Annotated in this window: 13 protein-coding genes and 1 riboswitch; of the genes, 4 read left to right on the forward strand and 9 right to left on the reverse strand. The window is 47.0% G+C overall.

Translation table 11 applies throughout. The features are described from left to right. Positions 1 to 17: 17 nt before the first annotated feature. Together SPEA_RS03705 and thpR are read right to left on the reverse strand one after the other, a co-directional pair. Positions 18 to 329, reverse strand: a complete 312-nt coding sequence (locus SPEA_RS03705) for a hypothetical protein (protein ID WP_012153965.1) — start codon at positions 327 to 329, stop codon at positions 18 to 20. Positions 330 to 656: 327 nt separating this feature from the next. Continuing rightward, entirely contained in the window at positions 657 to 1,178 is a 522-nt protein-coding gene (thpR, locus tag SPEA_RS03710; protein WP_012153966.1) for an RNA 2',3'-cyclic phosphodiesterase, read from the reverse strand. 231 nt (positions 1,179 to 1,409) lie between these two features. Between thpR and hrpB the strand changes: the two genes are divergently transcribed. The 3 genes from hrpB to SPEA_RS03725 are packed head-to-tail and all read left to right on the forward strand — an operon-like array spanning position 1,410 to position 6,789. Then, on the forward strand, positions 1,410 to 3,914 hold the full coding sequence (hrpB, locus tag SPEA_RS03715; protein ID WP_041410830.1) for an ATP-dependent helicase HrpB: 2,505 nt from the start codon (positions 1,410 to 1,412) through the stop codon (positions 3,912 to 3,914). Between the two features lie 24 nt (positions 3,915 to 3,938). Continuing rightward, complete coding sequence (gene mrcB / locus SPEA_RS03720; protein ID WP_012153968.1) at positions 3,939 to 6,311, forward strand: penicillin-binding protein 1B; 2,373 nt, start codon at positions 3,939 to 3,941, stop codon at positions 6,309 to 6,311. Beyond that, complete coding sequence (locus tag SPEA_RS03725) at positions 6,304 to 6,789, forward strand: hypothetical protein (protein ID WP_041411269.1); 486 nt, start codon at positions 6,304 to 6,306, stop codon at positions 6,787 to 6,789. Before mrcB ends, SPEA_RS03725 begins: the two co-directional genes overlap by 8 nt. A gap of 97 nt (positions 6,790 to 6,886) precedes the next feature. Here the strand turns inward: SPEA_RS03725 and SPEA_RS03730 are convergent, their stop codons facing one another. The 7 genes from SPEA_RS03730 to SPEA_RS03760 form a co-directional block, all read right to left on the reverse strand. Then, entirely contained in the window at positions 6,887 to 8,059 is a 1,173-nt protein-coding gene (locus SPEA_RS03730; RefSeq protein ID WP_049767956.1) for a sugar transporter, read from the reverse strand. Positions 8,060 to 8,470: 411 nt separating this feature from the next. Then, a complete protein-coding gene (locus SPEA_RS03735; RefSeq protein ID WP_041410831.1) occupies positions 8,471 to 8,911 on the reverse strand; it encodes a GNAT family N-acetyltransferase in 441 nt (146 codons plus the stop codon). A gap of 209 nt (positions 8,912 to 9,120) precedes the next feature. Then, entirely contained in the window at positions 9,121 to 9,909 is a 789-nt protein-coding gene (locus tag SPEA_RS03740; RefSeq protein ID WP_012153972.1) for a PepSY domain-containing protein, read from the reverse strand. A 284-nt stretch (positions 9,910 to 10,193) separates the two neighbouring features. Then, entirely contained in the window at positions 10,194 to 10,949 is a 756-nt protein-coding gene (locus tag SPEA_RS03745) for a hypothetical protein (protein ID WP_150102201.1), read from the reverse strand. A 130-nt stretch (positions 10,950 to 11,079) separates the two neighbouring features. After that, positions 11,080 to 11,601 carry an FMN-binding protein gene (locus tag SPEA_RS03750; RefSeq protein ID WP_012153974.1) on the reverse strand — a complete coding sequence of 174 codons (522 nt, stop codon included), beginning with the start codon at positions 11,599 to 11,601 and terminating at the stop codon, positions 11,080 to 11,082. Between the two features lie 114 nt (positions 11,602 to 11,715). Then, a complete protein-coding gene (locus SPEA_RS03755) occupies positions 11,716 to 12,894 on the reverse strand; it encodes a porin (RefSeq protein ID WP_012153975.1) in 1,179 nt (392 codons plus the stop codon). Positions 12,895 to 13,182: 288 nt separating this feature from the next. After that, positions 13,183 to 15,372 carry a TonB-dependent receptor family protein gene (locus tag SPEA_RS03760; protein ID WP_012153976.1) on the reverse strand — a complete coding sequence of 730 codons (2,190 nt, stop codon included), beginning with the start codon at positions 15,370 to 15,372 and terminating at the stop codon, positions 13,183 to 13,185. A gap of 235 nt (positions 15,373 to 15,607) precedes the next feature. Here SPEA_RS03760 and SPEA_RS03765 point away from each other — a divergent pair, with 235 nt between their 5' ends. Continuing rightward, positions 15,608 to 16,312, forward strand: coding sequence for a DUF3581 domain-containing protein (locus tag SPEA_RS03765; RefSeq protein ID WP_012153977.1), 705 nt, complete (start codon positions 15,608 to 15,610; stop codon positions 16,310 to 16,312). Positions 16,313 to 16,718: 406 nt separating this feature from the next. After that, positions 16,719 to 16,864, forward strand: a riboswitch (glycine riboswitch). Positions 16,865 to 16,958: the final 94 nt, after the last annotated feature.

Genomic DNA, 16,958 nt, shown 5'->3' on the forward strand with positions numbered 1-16,958 from the left:
TGCTTTTTAATAAAATGTTAATCGTTAAAACCATCTTGAATAAACAGATGCTTAGTTTGATTGAAGTTGCTTTCGCTGCAGCTAACAAAATCAATTGCATATTGAGCGTTATCGAGTCTGAACTTTTCAATTTTGGCAATTTCATACTCATTCATCACGATATTCATCGCTTCTTGAGTCCATTCTGGCTCACCTGTACCGATTTTAACTTCTGGTGGATCGTAGTGAGTGATCATCCAGTTTTGCAGTGCTTCGGCATCAATTTCGCCTAACTTCCAAGATGTTAGTAGAGCAAGCAGTTGTGCTTTGGTAATTTCAGTTGTTTCCATGGTTATCTCATCTAGCTGGAACTGATTGGTATTAATGCTACATAGGGTAGCTCAGATTGAATCGATGACAAAGGCTTAAGACAGATCCCAAGAGTGACATGAGTGAAGTGTTGGGGATATTCTCCCCTAATGTAAGTGGCCCGGATAAGACTAAAACCGGTGCAGCTTTGATGGGGTTAAGGTTAAGGCTCAGATTGAATCGATGACAAAGGCTTAAGACAGATCCCAAGAGTGACATGAGTGAAGTGTTGGGGATATTCTCCCCTAATGTAAGTGGCCGGGATAAGACTATAACCGGTGCAGCTTTGATGGGGTTAAGGTTAATCCTTAAGACAATGGCCAACTGTGGAGTGTTGGATATTCGACCCCATTAGGGCCTGGATGGGATTCAAACAGCTGTAACCGTTTGGGGTGTAGAATTATGGCTTGATAATCGACACCGCTCACTTCAGCCTTTGCCTTGCGCGATAGGGTGATGTGGGGATTATAGTGATGTTCACTGCAATGTAAGCCAAGTTCGTTTGCAAGGCTTTGAGTATCGAGAGCGAGCTGGAGTAGGCGATTATCACTGGCATCCCCTCTGAGACAGAGGATCTTAGGTTTAGCCCAGTGGCTTAACGTATCGAGAGTGACGCTAAATTTAGGTTTATGCAGACGATTAACCTTATCGATAAGCGCCGATAATTGTGCTGGTGTTGCTGCGCCGAAGAAGGCTAGAGTCATATGCAAGTTGGCGCTGGGCACTAAGCGGACATTATTAGGCAGCTGCACCTGGATTGCGGTTATCGCTTGAGTCTGGGTTTGACTGAGTGAAAAACCTAAGAACACGCGCTTGGTTTGAGTCGGCATATTAGGCTCCCAGTGTTTGAATTAACGGATTTAGATAAAATACGAGCTAAACTGCCATGATATTAAGCTCAATGCTGAACCAAGCAGTTTAGTCTAGGCTCACTTTTAGAGTACACTAGTTGGCAATTGATTCATCTTTATTCATGCTCCCTTGAGCGCTCATTGGACGTAATTAACGGCCCAAAGTCCTCGGTACATGACATATTCGATATAAGAGTAAAAGACCCACTCGTGACATCTCTACCTATACATGCACTGCTACAACCACTGCGTGACGCATTTTCTTGTTGCCAGCAGGTGATCCTTGAGGCGCCAACTGGCGCGGGTAAGTCAACCGCTCTGCCGCTGGATATGCTTAACTGGCCAGAGATTAGCGGTAAAATATTGATGCTGGAGCCTAGGCGAGTGGCTGCGCGTAATGTGGCGCAATTTATTGCCAAGCAGCGAGGTTGTGAGCTGGGTACTGAGGTGGGTTACCGCGTCAAAGGTGACACCCGAGTCTCGGCCAATACTCGCTTAGAGATTGTCACCGAAGGGGTATTAACCCGAATGATCCAGCAAGACCCTGAGTTGACTGGGGTCGATATGGTGATCTTCGATGAAATCCATGAGCGTCACCTCACCACAGATCTCGGTCTGGCTCTCGCGCTAGAGATCCAAGCAAGCTTTCGCGAGGATTTAAAGATCCTCGCCATGTCTGCGACTCTGTCAGGTTTACCTCTGGCTGAGCTAATGCCTGACGCTAAACAGCTCAAAAGTGAAGGCCGCAGTTTTCCTGTTGAACACGCTTATAGTGGCGTTCCTAATCAGAGTCATTGGATTGAGCATATGGCTAAGGTGATAGTGGCCAGTCTACAGGAGCATAGCCAAGGCTCCTTGCTAGCCTTTTTGCCGGGACAGGGAGAGATTAATAAACTCCACGGCATACTGAGCTCACGCCTAGATTCAAATGTTTATGTCATCTGCCCACTGTATGGCAGCCTGAGTGCTAGGGCGCAAGATCTTGCGATAGCGCCTGCAGCAAACGGAATACGCAAGGTGGTGCTCGCGACTAACGTGGCCGAGTCGAGCTTAACCATAGATGGCATCACCCAAGTGATCGATTCTGGCTATAAGCGTCAGGCCAGATTCAATCCTAAAACCGGTGTCACCCGTTTATCGCTGAAGCGAATCAGTCAGGCATCGGCGGCGCAGCGCGCGGGTCGTGCGGGCCGCTTGATGGCCGGATTTTGTACTCGGCTGTGGAGCCAAGAAGAGCATGGCCGCTTACTCAAGGCCGATGAGCCAGAGATTGTCCACAGCGATCTGTTGTCTATGGTGCTAGACGCTGCCTATTGGGGCGTTAAATCACTTAATGAGCTGCCCATGCTCACCCAGCCATCAGCAGCAAATGAAGATGTAAGTTGGCGCTTACTTCAAACTATGGCCATGGTGAATGAGTCACGCTCTATTACTCAACATGGCAGGCAGGCACACAAGCTGGGTTGCAACCCAAGACTTGCACATATGTTATTAATGGCGAAACAAAGTGCAGAGGATAACCAAGATCTAAACTTGGGGCTGCTAGCCTGTATCTTAGCGGGAACGCTTGAGGCACGTAGCCGAAGTCGTCAAGGAGCTGATATCAGTCGCTACCTACTTGAGGCCCTGCAGGGCGAGTCGAGTAAGCAGATCCGTAACTGGGTCAAGACCTTAGGGTTATCGGCTCTGGGTCAGCTAGATTTAGCTCAAGTCGCACGTAATGCTAGCAGTGATGATATTGCCATGTTACTGGCGCTGGCTTACCCAGATAGAATTGCCAAGGCGCGAGGCGTGACAGGTTACCAATTGGCAAACGGTAGCGGCGTGGAACTGGCCAATGAGGATGCATTATCCGGTTCGCCTTGGTTAGTGGTTGCAGACCTGCAAGAAACAGAGGGGCGTAGCCAAGCTAAGGTATATCTAGCTGCGCAGCTTAATCCACAGTTGTTTGACTCTGAGCTGGCGTCTTTGGTGCTCACCCAAGAGTATGGTGGCTGGGATGAGGTAAAGGGGCGTTTCTTTGCCGAGAAGCAGCAAAAGATTGGCGAAATTTTATTAACTAAGACACCAATTCACAATGTTGATAAACGTCTTATCAAGCAGGCAATCCTAGAACAAATTAGGCTAAAAGGCTTGGCATTAATGAACTTTAATGAGGCTTGTCAGCAGCTGCAGCAGCGAGTGGCATTAGCCAGACAATATTGTCCAGAGCATGGCTGGCCAGCACTCGATAGTGACACTCTGTTAAATGAGCTTGATAGCTGGCTGGCGCCTTATTTAGATGAGGTGCGCAGTCTTGCACAATTGCAGCAATTAGATTGTTATACTCTGCTGCTTAATCTTTTGCCTTGGGAGTTGCAGCAGCAACTAGAAGGGTTACTTCCAAGAAAGTGGCCGATGGCCACAGGTTCTAGCGTTAAAATCGAGTATGATGCCACAGGTCGAGCGCTACTGAGTGTGAGGCTACAAGAGGCGTTAGGTATGCAGCAGAGTCCAAGGCTTGCTCAAGGCAAGTTGGTGGTCACTATGGAGCTATTGTCTCCGGCCCATAGGCCGCTGGCGTTAACAGCCGATCTTGAAAGCTTTTGGCAAGGGCCCTATGAGCATGTGAAGAAAGAGATGAAAGGGCGTTACCCAAGGCATTTATGGCCAGATGATCCAGCCAACACTCAACCGACCAAATTCACTAAAAAGAAGACGTTTAGCTCGCAATAAGCTTGAGCACGTCGCGGAAGTATAATGACAGATAAAGCTACACCTAAAGCGGCCACTAAAAGAGCGCCTGCGAAGAAAAGAGCCACCACCAGAAATCCGAGAGCGAAAAAGCCAGCGCCAAAGAAAGCCCCGAAGAAAGCGCCTTCGGGGTGGGGTAAGAAGATCTGGTCTATTAGCTGGAAGCTTGGCTTAGTTTTAGCTGTGGCAGTCGCCTCTTATGGTATCTATCTCGACCAAATCATTGCCCGTAAGTTTGAAGGGCAGAAGTGGCATCTTCCGGCGCAGGTGTTTAGCCGCTCTATGGCGCTATATCCAGGAGCTGCGGTTAGTCATGCTCAGTTAATGTCTGAACTTAAGCTACTTGGCTATCGTAAGGTGGCCAATCCGCGTCAGGTGGGGGAGTTTTCCGCCTCTAAGACCAAGATTGATCTTTGGCGTCGACCATTTTTGCATCCTCAAGGAGATCAGGTTGAACAGAGAGTGATGATCACCTTCGACAGTAATGGTGTGGTCTCAGTTGCCCGTAACAGCGATAAGCGTCAACTAGCCGTGTTCCACCTCGAACCTGTGCTTCTGGACAGGATCATCACAGGTGACGGCGAAGACAGGCTATTTGTGCCGACCGATAAGATCCCTAAGCCTATCGTTAATGCGCTTATCTTAGTTGAAGACCGCAGTTTCTATGAGCATCATGGTGTTAATCCGTTTGCGATTCTGCGTGCGGCCATGGTGAATATCAGTGCCGGGCGAACGGTGCAAGGCGGCTCGACCTTGACCCAACAGTTAGCGAAGAACTTCTTCCTGTCTAGTGAGCGCTCGCTTAGCCGTAAATTGCGTGAAGCGCTGATGGCGATCATTATCGATTTTCGTTATGAAAAAGATGAGATCTTAGAAGCCTACCTCAATGAAGTGTACATGGGGCAAGACAAAGCCCGTGGCGTGCACGGTATGGGCTTAGCTTCACAGTTTTATTTTGGTCGACCAATCGCAGAGCTTACCGTACCGCAGCAGGCATTTTTGGTGGCGGTGATCAAAGGGCCTTCCTACTACAATCCATGGCGTTACCCTGAGCGCGCTCAAGAGCGACGCGATTTAGTATTGCGCTTGCTGATGGAGGCGGGCGATCTGAATGTGGCGCAGTATCAAGCTGCAGTCGAGTCGCCACTGGGACTAAGAAAAGCCAACAAGTCAGTGCACCAAAAGTTACCGGCCTTCTTCTCAGTAGTGAAGAATGAACTTGCCAGTCGCTATGGCGATGCCTTGTTGAAGCAATCAGGGGTTAAGGTCTACACCACGTTGGACCCTATGGCTCAAGAAGCCGCCGAGAAAGCTGTTGAAAAGACCTTGAAGCAGCTGGGTAAAAATGATGAGAGCTTGCAGGTCGGCATGGTACTAACCGATAAATACTCAGCTGGTATTGCCGCGATGGTAGGCGATAAAGTGCCTAGCTATCAGGGCTTTAACCGTGCCGTAGAAATTCGCAGACCCATAGGTTCGTTAATCAAACCTTTTGTCTATGCTACCGCGCTTAACCAAGGCGATAAGTACAATTTGGTGTCGCCGTTAAAAGATCAGCCAATTACCCTTAAAAATGGTCAAGGTAAGACCTGGTCGCCGCAGAACGTGGATAAGAAGTTCCGTGGTGAGGTGCCGCTGTTAACCGCATTTAAAAAGTCGATGAACGTGCCAACGGTAAACCTAGGCATGGCGATTGGAGTGAGTAGCGTGGCGACCACGCTGGACAAGGCGGGTTGGCGCGAGAAGATCCCTGAGTACCCATCTATGTTGCTCGGTGCGGTCAATGGCTCTCCCTTGATGGTGGCGCAGGTGTTCCAAACGATTGCCGATGATGGTCGTTATCGCCACTTGAACTCGGTGACTACGGTACTGGATGCGAATAATCAGCCACTAACGGCATCACGGCCTCAAGCGAGTCAAGCCATCCCTACCGCCAGTAATTACCTGGTTAAATATGCTATGACTCAAGTGGTTGAATCTGGTACGGCTAAACGCTTAGGTAGCTCATACCCATATGTCACCTTGGCGGGTAAAACGGGTACCAGTAATGACTCACGAGACTCTTGGTTTGCCGGCTTTGACGAACGAAATGTGGCGGCCATCTGGATTGGCCGTGATGATAACGGCAAGACCGGGCTCTACGGCAGTAATGGCGCCATGGCCGTCTATCAAGCCTTCTTAAGTAACCGTGCACCTCTTAGTCTTCGCATGGCGCCAGTCGATGGTGTAGTACAAGGTTACTTTGAGCGCGATACTGGCAAAGCGCAGGAGCCACAATGTGCCAATGTGGTAAAGGTGCCAGCCCTGAGAGAAAGTTATCAGCCAGTGGCTAATTGCGGCGAGCCACTGCCTTGGTGGAAGAAGCTGATTGGTGGTTAAGCCCTTTATTCCCGAGACTTTCGAGCCACCAGGGTGTTTTGAGTCAAGCGACTTTCACTTTAGAGTGCTAGAAGAGCAAGTCGCTGAGAAAGATTTTGAAGCGGTAACCTCGAGTCAGAAACGTCTACAAGGCATTTTTGGTTCAACTTCAGATTGGCCCAGAAGCGATCTCACACTGGCTGAAAACAGATTGAGCCTACAGGTGCATAAACGTGAGTTTGAATCTCGCGAAGCATTTGCCTACTCGGTATTTAACAAAGCGAAAGATAAGTGCCTAGGCTCGATATACATAGATCCTAGCCAATCTGCTCACTATGAGTGTGAGGTGTATCTATGGGTGAGAGACGATAGCATAGAGTTAGATGAACAGCTGTATCAAACTGTTATCGATTGGCTGGATGAGAGTTGGCCTTTCGAAAAAGTGGCATTTCCAGGAAGAGCAATCTCATGGGAACTGTGGGATAAAGAGCGGCACTAGCTGCGAAATTCTTAATATAAAGAGAAGCTTCGCAGCCAACATAGCTTAATACATAGCGACTTATAAAATGGCCACAGGGTGACTAGGCTCAATGGTATTAGTGAACTGCCAGTGCAGCTCGGCGAGCCCGTAGTAGGAAGAACAGCGGCATCAAGGCGAGGACAATTAACAGCGCTGCCCAGTTACCATTTTGAATCACGCCATAGTGCGCGGCTATGATACTGCCAAGCAGGGCGCCACTACCAATCCCCACATTAAATAAGCCCGAGTAGATAGCCATGGCAACGTCGGTCGCTTCTGGCGCCAGTTTTAAGGCTTTAGACTGCAAAGATAGACACATCAACATCATGCCCGTGCCCCATAAGATACATAGCGGCAGCAATAACCCTATATTACTAGCGACAAAAGGCAGCATCGCCATGCAACAGCCTAAAATGGCGATAGCTATGATCAATAGTTGTTGAGCATATTTGCCTTGATAGCGACTAAAGAGCCCACTACCGATTAAACCTGCAGCGCCAAAGATTAGCAGAATCATGGTGGTGATATTCGCCGAGTAGCCAAAGTGTTCTTGCAGTAACGGCTCCAAATAAGTGTAAACACTGTAGTGTGCCGTCACGAGTGTCATGGTTAGTAGATATAACCATAGCAGAGCCTTATTACGTGCTATTGAGGGTAGGCTACGCCAGCTACCGCCATGGGTTGCGGGCAGATTAGGTAGACCGCGCCACAGCAGCAACATCATGGCTAAGGTGAGTAAACCTATGATGGCGAAGATACTGCGCCATCCAACAAGCTGACCTATCACCCGCCCTAAAGGAATACCAAGCACAAGAGCCAGTACGCAGCCAGTAGCAAAGATACTTAAGGCTTTAGCGCCTTGGCCGTCTGGAGCTAAGCGCACCACGAGTGCTGGAGCGATTGCCCAAAATAGTGCGTGAGTTAATGCTATGCCAGTGCGGCCCGTGAGCAAGATTTCATAGGTCGGCGCCCAGACGCAAATACCATGACTGATAATGAAAACGGACATTAAGCCTAGCAGTAACTGCTTACGCTCGAAGCGGGCAAACAGCAACACTGCTGGCAAGGATGCAAGCGCGACCACGGCGGCATAAACCGTCAACATGGGACCGATTGCAACCGCGCTCATGTTAAAGCTTTGGCCTAGGGCGGCTAAGAGCCCCACAGGCACAAATTCAGTGGAGACAAAAACAAAGGCGGTGAGCGCCAGTAAAAGCACCGGAGCCCAGGCGATAAGGCGCTGTTGCATTGCGATTAGCATCCAAAATCAAAAGGGCGGCAAGTCTACGCTGAATTCGAATTTTTGGCGAGACAGGAAGTGATTGTTAAGATTTGAAATGTTTGATTTGTGAGCAAGGTGGTGGTTTGTCTAAACGGATATTGTTTTGCTTGCTTAAGGTCCTAGGTCCTAGGTCCTCGGTTCTAGGGCGCTTCGCTTCGAGGACGGGCTAAAGCCCTGCTAGAAAAAGCAAAAGAAAAAACAAAAGAAAAAACAAAGAATCACTACTTTATGCCGCTTTTCCGCTTTATCTCTAAGCGCAGCGCTCGGTAAGTGACGCAGTCACGTTCCCTAGGCCGTTCGGCTCTGCTAGTACCGTCTCAGCTTATCCCGTCTTTGCTCTTCCTAGGACCTAGGGCCTGCTTTTCCTAGAACCTTCTCTTAATACTTCTTCAATAAAAAATAACGCGCTGGGCTTTTGTCTGTGCTGGGAACGGTACCGATAATTTCAAAGCCAAGCTTTTGATAAAAGGCCGGAGCCTGAAAGGAGAGGGTATCGACTTGTGCCATGGTGCAGCCGCGGCTCTTAGCTTCAATTTCTGCTAGTTGCATGAGTTGTCTACCTAAGCCGCTGCCTCGGGCTGCTTCATCGACCCACAACACATTAATCAAAAAGTTGTCATAAATCGTCCGCCCAGCAACGCCGCCAATAAGCTTGCCACTGGTATTATTGTCATCATGGGCGACAACCGCGAGTGGTTTACTTGTTTCTGGTCCCATATGGGCAAAGTTATGTTGGCGTACTCCATCAACCAAGTCATCAACCAAGGTATCAAACACGGACTGAGCCTCTTCGTGGATCACATCTATTTTAACTGTCATTGCAACTTCCATTTATTGTTTTAGCTCGTCTTTGGCTAGAGCGGGTTACGCCCTGCTAGGAAAAGCAAAAGCAAAAAATCGCTAGCTTTTACCGCTTTATTACAGCTTTTCCGCTTTATCCCTATGCGCAGCGCTCGGTAAGTGACGCAGTCACGTTCCCTAGGCCGCAGGCCGTTCGGCTCTTACCGTCTCTGCTTTCCCTGCCTTTCCTAGGACCTAGGACCTTCTTTTAAACCTGTTTTCTTCTTTCTTGGCGGTTTTTGCTGTAACCAGATATAGACTCCGGTAAACGCCATAATCAATAAACTTAATGCCACGAGATCCATGAGCCAAGGGCCTAAGGAGCCAAAGAAACGGCCGCTATGAAGATCTAGCAGTACCCGCTCCCAAGTTAAATGACTCGCTCTCATTTGCTGAGTAAATTCTGCGGTTTCAGGGCTTTCTATAGGTTTAACCCAGTCTATGGCTGCATAAGGTTGAGCCGCTGTCCATTCGATAAGGTCGCTATCGGCTAGGTACAAGCCTGTGGCGGTTTTTAGCCAAAGTTCGTCGGTTTGGCCGATGGCTTCTATGTCTTTCGGTAGGCCTGTGGCAAGGCTTTGAGTCTCGAATAACTCCCCCTGAGCAGAGAGTAGGTAGAGATGCTGACTATCGATGGCGACTATCATCTCTTTATGTGCGATGGCGGCCAAAATAGGCTCGCTAGCCTCTAAGGCCAATTTATCATTTAGCCAAAGCTGGTTGGTTGTACTGAGAAGCGTCTGAGGGCTGGTTTGATAAAGGGCTACATCGGTTGGTGCTTTAATACCATAGTAATCCAGTAACCAAGCTTGCTTGACTTGAGTGCTGTCGAGGGAGAGATGATTGCTATGGTTTATTAGCACCCCTGTCACGGCAATAAAGATCACTAACAGGGTCGAGAATAGGCCTATTCTACGATGCCATGGGCGAAGTTGACGTAATATTTTGACTCTAAGGCTTGGATGTTTTCGGGTCATTGTCGGGCCTGCTGACCTTTTTATTGTTGTTTTATCAGTATTGATGCGGTTTTGTGTCGCTATCCGCCACACAGACCGTTTACTCTACAGTAACAAATGCTACTACAGAACCGTTAAATGGTAATCCTAATGGGCTTGTTTAGTTTTTCACCTAGATAGCGCTTAAAAATAGGCTACGCTCAAAAATAGACTGCAAGAGATGTCTAACTGTGGGTCATGGAGCCGTTAGCAGCGAGCTGGTAGTCGCTGCTGCCAATGGCGGTCTTCACCTTGTACTTATCTAGCTAAAACCAGCTTTCTTCAATCGCGGTTGCAAAAGCATCAGAGTAAGCAGTAAAGATAGCGCGATGACCTGCAGTAAACATTGCAAATGAGGCATCGGCAGGCTCGGTTAAATTACTACTGGTTACATTGACGATTAACTCAGGGAATAACATGGTGCTGGCTGCATTCATTAAGTCTTGTGCGCCAGTCAAGGAGTAATCATTGTTACTCATTGATGCGGTTGATATATTGGATAGTTTCGAGTCGGATAAGCGAGTCGTTACCGATAAATTTTCAAGTTTTGCAATTGACTCGTTAGCATCATTGGCGATATCGGCAGCCGCAAAACCAGTAGGATCTTGCCAAGTGTACTGATAGTCATCGTTGAACTGATAAGTTCGGCTGTTTTCAAACGTTATAACGGCTGTGGCGTTGTCTGCTGGTAGCTGAAAAATAACCCGACTTGCGCTAGTGCTTTTGGCGTAGTTATTTTTGTGGATCACATCATTGAAAGTATATTCAACTCTCACTTCTTGTTGATTTGTTTTATCGTTAAATTTGCTAATGCAGTTTGCGCGGATCTCATCTGTAGCAGTACATAAACGTATGATGCTGGCTTCAGATAAGCCCAGTTGCAGGGCGTGAGTTCTGAAGTTATCGTCAACTATCACCTCATCGTTGCCATCATCTGGGTGTAAAATGTTCTCGATATATTCACAACCACTGAGATTGAGGCATAACAAGCCTGCCGCTAGTACTTTAATTTGTGCATTCATTAATCGACTACTCTGATACGGATATAACAAACGGTAACTGCAATTTAGCATTGTTTTTATTGGTGATAATAGTGATATTTTCATAGATTTGGCATGACAGTTACCAAGGCATATTTCAGTCTGCAAAAGCCTAATTGCCAGTGGTGAGTTGCCCATCCAAATACAGAGCGATGCGTGAAAGTTTTGTCAGTGCTCTAACTGAAAGTGTTGCACCTGTAATGCCGTCGATATGGGTATCGAGCTTGAGTTCTGGGGTGAGTTTGGCTGATTTGAACTGGTCGGTAAAAAAGTCATGCCTGACTTCATCACCACGACTTTCTCTATAAACCAATACCTTAGTCTGGGAGATGGCACCGTCTTTAACGTGAATGCCTACGGTAATGGGGGCCTCTTTGCCAATCTCATCCATGATCCATACGCTTTCATTATCTTGCTGCCAATAGCGTAGGCGCATCTTTCTAAAACTATGGGAGAGAATCGACTCAATAACCTCTTTGGTCTCGTCATCAATCCATAGGACCTTAGATTTTGGGGGAGGAGTGTTAAAGGCCTGAGTGATAAATTCTTCAGGAGTTTGATAAGTTCCACGGGCATTGGCCACGCTAGTCAATAGCGATAAGCTAAGGGTGATGATGGCAATGGTTAGCTTCATGGCGGTAACTTCATCGGGGTAATGTTATAAGTAGAGCCTGTTGGCTCGGGAGACAGATAAGTGCCCAAACTGGGCACTCACCCTATTGCTTAAGTACTGTTGCTTAAGCTTAGCTTAGAACTGGTAACCCACGCCTAAGTTAAAGCCGTCAGCGTCTTTAGCGCCGCCCACTTTTTCATAGTCAGCTTTAAATACCACATTCTCATGCAACCAGTAGTTGATACCTAGGTTGGTTTGCTCGACTTTAGTGTCTTCACTATTGCCTGCATTGTTGTCGTACTCGTTGTAGCGAGCAAACACACCAAAGCTTTCATTGATGCGGTAAGATGGTTCAATGTACCAACCGTTTTGCTCATCACGACCTAATGCTTCAGCTTCTTTACCGTCGATGTCCCACTGAGCGTAAAGCGCTTTAACCGTGAAACCTTGGATTGAGTAAATTGCGTGAGCAGTTAGCAAAGTTGCCGAAGCCGTATCGACACCCGCTTTGCTTTGAGTTAGATCTGACTGGTACTGGGCAGTAGCGGCTAGCTCTAGACCTGTTACGCCTGTGTACTTAACACGAGCAGTATAGGCAAGGTCTGACGCATCAGCTTTAGCCACTTTTTGACGGCCGCCACGGATGTTATAAGTTTCATCAACCTTAAGGCCTGATGTGATAGCACCGTCGAATGCTAAACCTGGAGAGGCTTTAACATTAAGTGCCGCACCCGCTTCCCACCAAGTTGCAGGCAAGATGTTTTTCTCAACAGGGTTACGCTCAACACCGTAGAAGGTTGGTGGCTCATGAGTTTCGTTAATAATACCGACTGGTACTAGGAACAGACCCGCTTTACCGGTAAACATCTCATTGAAATCATGCTCGATATACGCTTGCTCTAGCTCAACTTCGCCTGGCTTATCGTCACCAGAAAGTGCGTGCTCAATTTCAACCTCAGAGAAGAAACGTGTGCTTTCGGTAAACTCATGACCGAAGAACAATACAAAACGGTGAAAATCGATAGCTTTCTTATCTTTGCCAGACTTGTTATCAGTGATGTTGTTGTAGTGTAGTTCACCATAACCACCGATAGTCGTCGCGCTCTTTGACTCACTTGCCGATTCTTCAACGACGTCAGCGGTTTTTTCAACGCGCTTCTCTGTTTCATCTAGACGCTTCTCTAGGTCTTGAAGAACTTTCTGTTGTTGCTCAATAATTTTTCGTAGCTCAGCAGAATCATCTGCCGCGACAGCACCTTGAGACGCGAACATGCCAACTAGCGCTGTGGCAAGTAAGGTTTTTTTCATCATCATTCTTTCCCTGTTGTTATTTAAGGGTTGCTAAATTTGGCTGAATTCTAACAAGTGATGTCGATAATGCAAATCGTTATCATTACCTTTTTTGATAAAGATCAATAATTGTAAGCTAACTGTAAACCCATGTGATTTATAATGTTATTGATGTTGCCGCTATTAAGTTTTTGTTTTTCGGGAGAAAGATTCTTCAGTGGCATAAAAAAAGGTGAGCCTCAGGCTCACCTTTTTTAAAAGAAAAAAATTAATCTAATTTTAAGTTTTGTTTAATAAACCCGTCTTTATCGCTTAAAATTTATACGCATATCCTACGGATACCGTCATAGGTTTGCCTACGAAGTTGGAACCATAGACTCGAGAGGTGACATATTTTTCATCGAATAAGTTTTCCGCAGTAAGGTAAAGCTCTTGTGCATCATCGATGAAGTAACGCCCAGATAAATCGACAATAGTCTTGGCCTTAATTAGATTGTCGGCTGCAATTTCGCCTTGGCCTGCTTGTGTGCGAATATCGTCTGTGTAACGGGCAGCTAAAGTCAGCTCCCAGCTATCAGCTTTCACCCCTGCCGATGCAAACAGCATATTTTCAGCGATATAGGGGAGTTTGTCTCCCTCGCTGACATCACCCCAAGGATCGAAGTCTGACTCGAAGCTATTGGCAAACTGCGCATCGGTATAGGTGTAGGCCAGTTTCACTGGAAAACTGAAATCAGTTTGAGTGTTAAAGCTATAGCCAAGACTTAACTCCAGTCCCTTAACATCCACTTCACCACCATTATACTGATCACCGATATTGTCATCATCGCAGCCTTTTGATGCGGTACATTCACCATGCATGTTGCTGTAATCACTGTAGAAGAAGATGGCTTCTGAGCTAAACTCACCGCTGTTATAACGTGCTCCGGCTTCATAGTTCCAGCTCTGCTCCTCTTTTTTATCGGCATTGCCTGGAGAGGCGGGGGCAAAGCCCTTTTGAACGCCAGCAAGAACCAGAAGCTCGCTGTTTATTTGGTAGGTTGCAGATAGAGAAGGCAAGGTCGCAGAAAAACTGTTGTCGATATCTTTATTTGGCTGGCCGTCACGTCCCGGATTTTCCTTGCCCCAGTCGGTACGGTTAGTCGTTACATCTTCGTAGCGAAGACCTGCAGTGATGTTGAAGTCGCCGAACTGGATCTTATCTTGAACGTAAAGAGCAATGGCCTTGGCACTGTCGATACGGTTAGAGTCGGTGCCTGGAATACCGCTTTCACTTAAGGTCATCACCTGATTTGAGTCTAGAGTATAGTGATCGGCCCATTGGAATCGGTCCATCTCATCTTCATGGTAGCGAGCACCGAAAGCGAGATCATGATTAGCTAAATACCAGTTCAGTTCCGTTTGAACGCCCTGTGAAATATAGCTTCGATTGTTGGCTTTAACTCTTACGTCCATTGGAGCCATAGATGGATCTTTATCAAATTCAGAGGCGGCTTCAACCCCTCCTTTACTGAGTTTAAGACCATTAACTTTATCGGCCTTATACCAGTTGCGAGCAAAATCGTTATAGTAGGCTGTCGTCCCTAAGGTGAGATTATCGCTAAAGTCGATAATATGGTTGATCTGTAACTGTTTATGCTCAGTATTCATCACATCTTTTTGTGAGGCCGAGTAACGAGCATAGGGTGTCGTTTCTAAATCACTATCGGTTAATCCCATATAGGTTTCATTGGAGACTTCGTCAGAGTATTTCAGCTTAAACTCTAACACCTGAGCGTATTTAGCATCGTCAGCCGAGCGCACACTGACCTTTGCCAGCGCGTCGTTCTTTTCAAAACCTGTGTCGCCACCCACGCCATTGATATCCTTAAAGCCATCGGCTTGGTAGCGGTACATTTCCATTACCGCCCCGACTCGCTCTCCTTGGCCGCCAGCGTAGGCATGTAACTTTCCGAAGCCATCTTGACCTGCAGCGACATCTAGCTTACCCGCTAACTCCTCTTCGGGGATTTGGCGAGATAGCATATTGATCACGCCGCCTGTGGTCCTTGGCCCATATTTAACGGTCGAACTTCCTTTTAGGATCTCAACTGATTGCATTCTGCCCGGAGTCGGGAAGTAATAGGCCGCAGGTGACGCGTAGGGAGCCGGCGCAGCGAGTACACCGTCCTCCATGATGGTGATTTTTTCTGAGCGATTTTGCCCAGTGCCTCGCATACCTATGTTTGGTCTTAAACCGTAACCATCTTCTTCTTGAATATACACACCGGGAATGCTCGCAAGTGTGCGCATGATATCTGTGTATTTGAAGTTATCTAGCTCGGCTTGAGTGATGAGGTGCGCACTGCCCGGAGCGGTATTGAGCGGATTCTGTTTACCAAAAATACTGATCTGTTCCATGGTCGGTTGGGAGTCAGACTCCTGTGCCATGACTTGAGGTGAGAGCGCGGCGAGTAACGCAGTTGAAATTAGACTTAAAGATCGCGTATTACGGTGTGACATAGGAGCTCCGTATAGGATAGAAATTTCGAATTACCCACTAAATGTTAATGGGATTGATTATCATTTGCGTGGATACTATGCCAAGTTCATTAAAATTAACTTAAAGGTGGAACTCTTTACATTTGTTAACATCGGCAACACGTTTTATACGGCGCAAGTCATCGGGTGAGTGAAAACTCAATCATGGTATAAACTGTCGGGTCATTTTTATGGCTAACAAGATGTTTGAGTGAATATGTTTTTAAGTTCTTATTTTCAAAAAGAAAATCAATCTGTATCTATCACTCCTCAGCAGGCGAGTGATTTTGCCAAAGTTGTCGCCCAAGACTTCAATCCGATCCATGATGTGGCGGCCAAGCGTTTTTGTGTGCCTGGAGATCTGCTTTTTGCCCTTGTTCTCAATGAATATGGCTTAAGCCAGAAGATGACTTTTAACTTCGCTGGCATGGTTGGCGATGGTGTGAAACTACAGTTTCCTGATGCAGTAGCAGAAGATTTTGATATTCGTGATGACAAAGATAAGTGTTATCTCGAGGTGCATCGCAGCGGCGATGTGCGCCACTGTGAGACCCAAATCGAGTCATTTATTCGCAAGTATGTGGCGTTCTCAGGTCTTAACTTCATGCATATCTTAGTGCCTATGATGAAGCAGCATCAGATGATGATTAATCCGGCTCGCCCTTTGGTGATCTACGAGAGCATGTCATTTGATTTAACTACCTTGGACTTTAACGAGGTGAGTTTGTCTCTGGTTAAGCAAGAACTCGAGATCGAAGGTAAACGTGGTGATGTAACCCTGACCTTCGAGCTACTCAGTGGCGATACGGTTGTGGGTACTGGGGTAAAAACCTTGGTCATGAGTGGTCTGCGTCCATATGAAGATGAGCCCGCGCAGCAGATGTGTGATGCCTATGAGAGCCGTAGAATCGCTTTCGGTTAAGCTAGCTTCTTTAATAAGCGTGCTTTATCAACGGCTATAAAAGTCAGTTAATAAAAACCACTTAAGCTATTTGGCTTGAGTGGTTTTTTGTTGTTTGGTCATGCGCTTTTATGGCTTTGTATTTTATGAGTTAGAACGAAATAACACTTTTTTGATTTAAAAGTGCGCAAATGAACGCTTGGCACTAAAAATGTGACTAAGCTCACTTGCTGAAACGGCGATGAGGGAGCATTCTATCTGTCCCTATCGCTTGCTGGCCCTAATGGTTAGACAAGGATTGGGGATCCGTTCGGATGAAGGTAGCAGGAGAGTGGGGAGTAACCCCACACCGACGAGGCAACTTCGTTAGGCTTTAAGCTAAACGAAGCACTCTTTCAGGTGCCACATAGTGGTGAGGACTGTTACTGGACGAGCCTCTGGAGAGACTGTGAGCAGCTAAGTGTTCGTAAGCTTAATTGTCACACAGCGCCGAAGGCGAAAGTGTAAACTCAGCTATTAAACCTAGCTATGAGGTTACGCGAAACGCTCAGGCAAAAGGACAGAGGAGAGGATGACTGTGTTAGTTATTTTAAAGATAACTGCATAAAGTCACTGTCGTTTGTCGCTGCGCCTTTTTTCTATCTAACTTGCGTTATGTTAGGTCGAC

The sequence above is a fragment of the Shewanella pealeana ATCC 700345 genome (assembly GCF_000018285.1).
Classification (GTDB): domain Bacteria; phylum Pseudomonadota; class Gammaproteobacteria; order Enterobacterales; family Shewanellaceae; genus Shewanella; species Shewanella pealeana.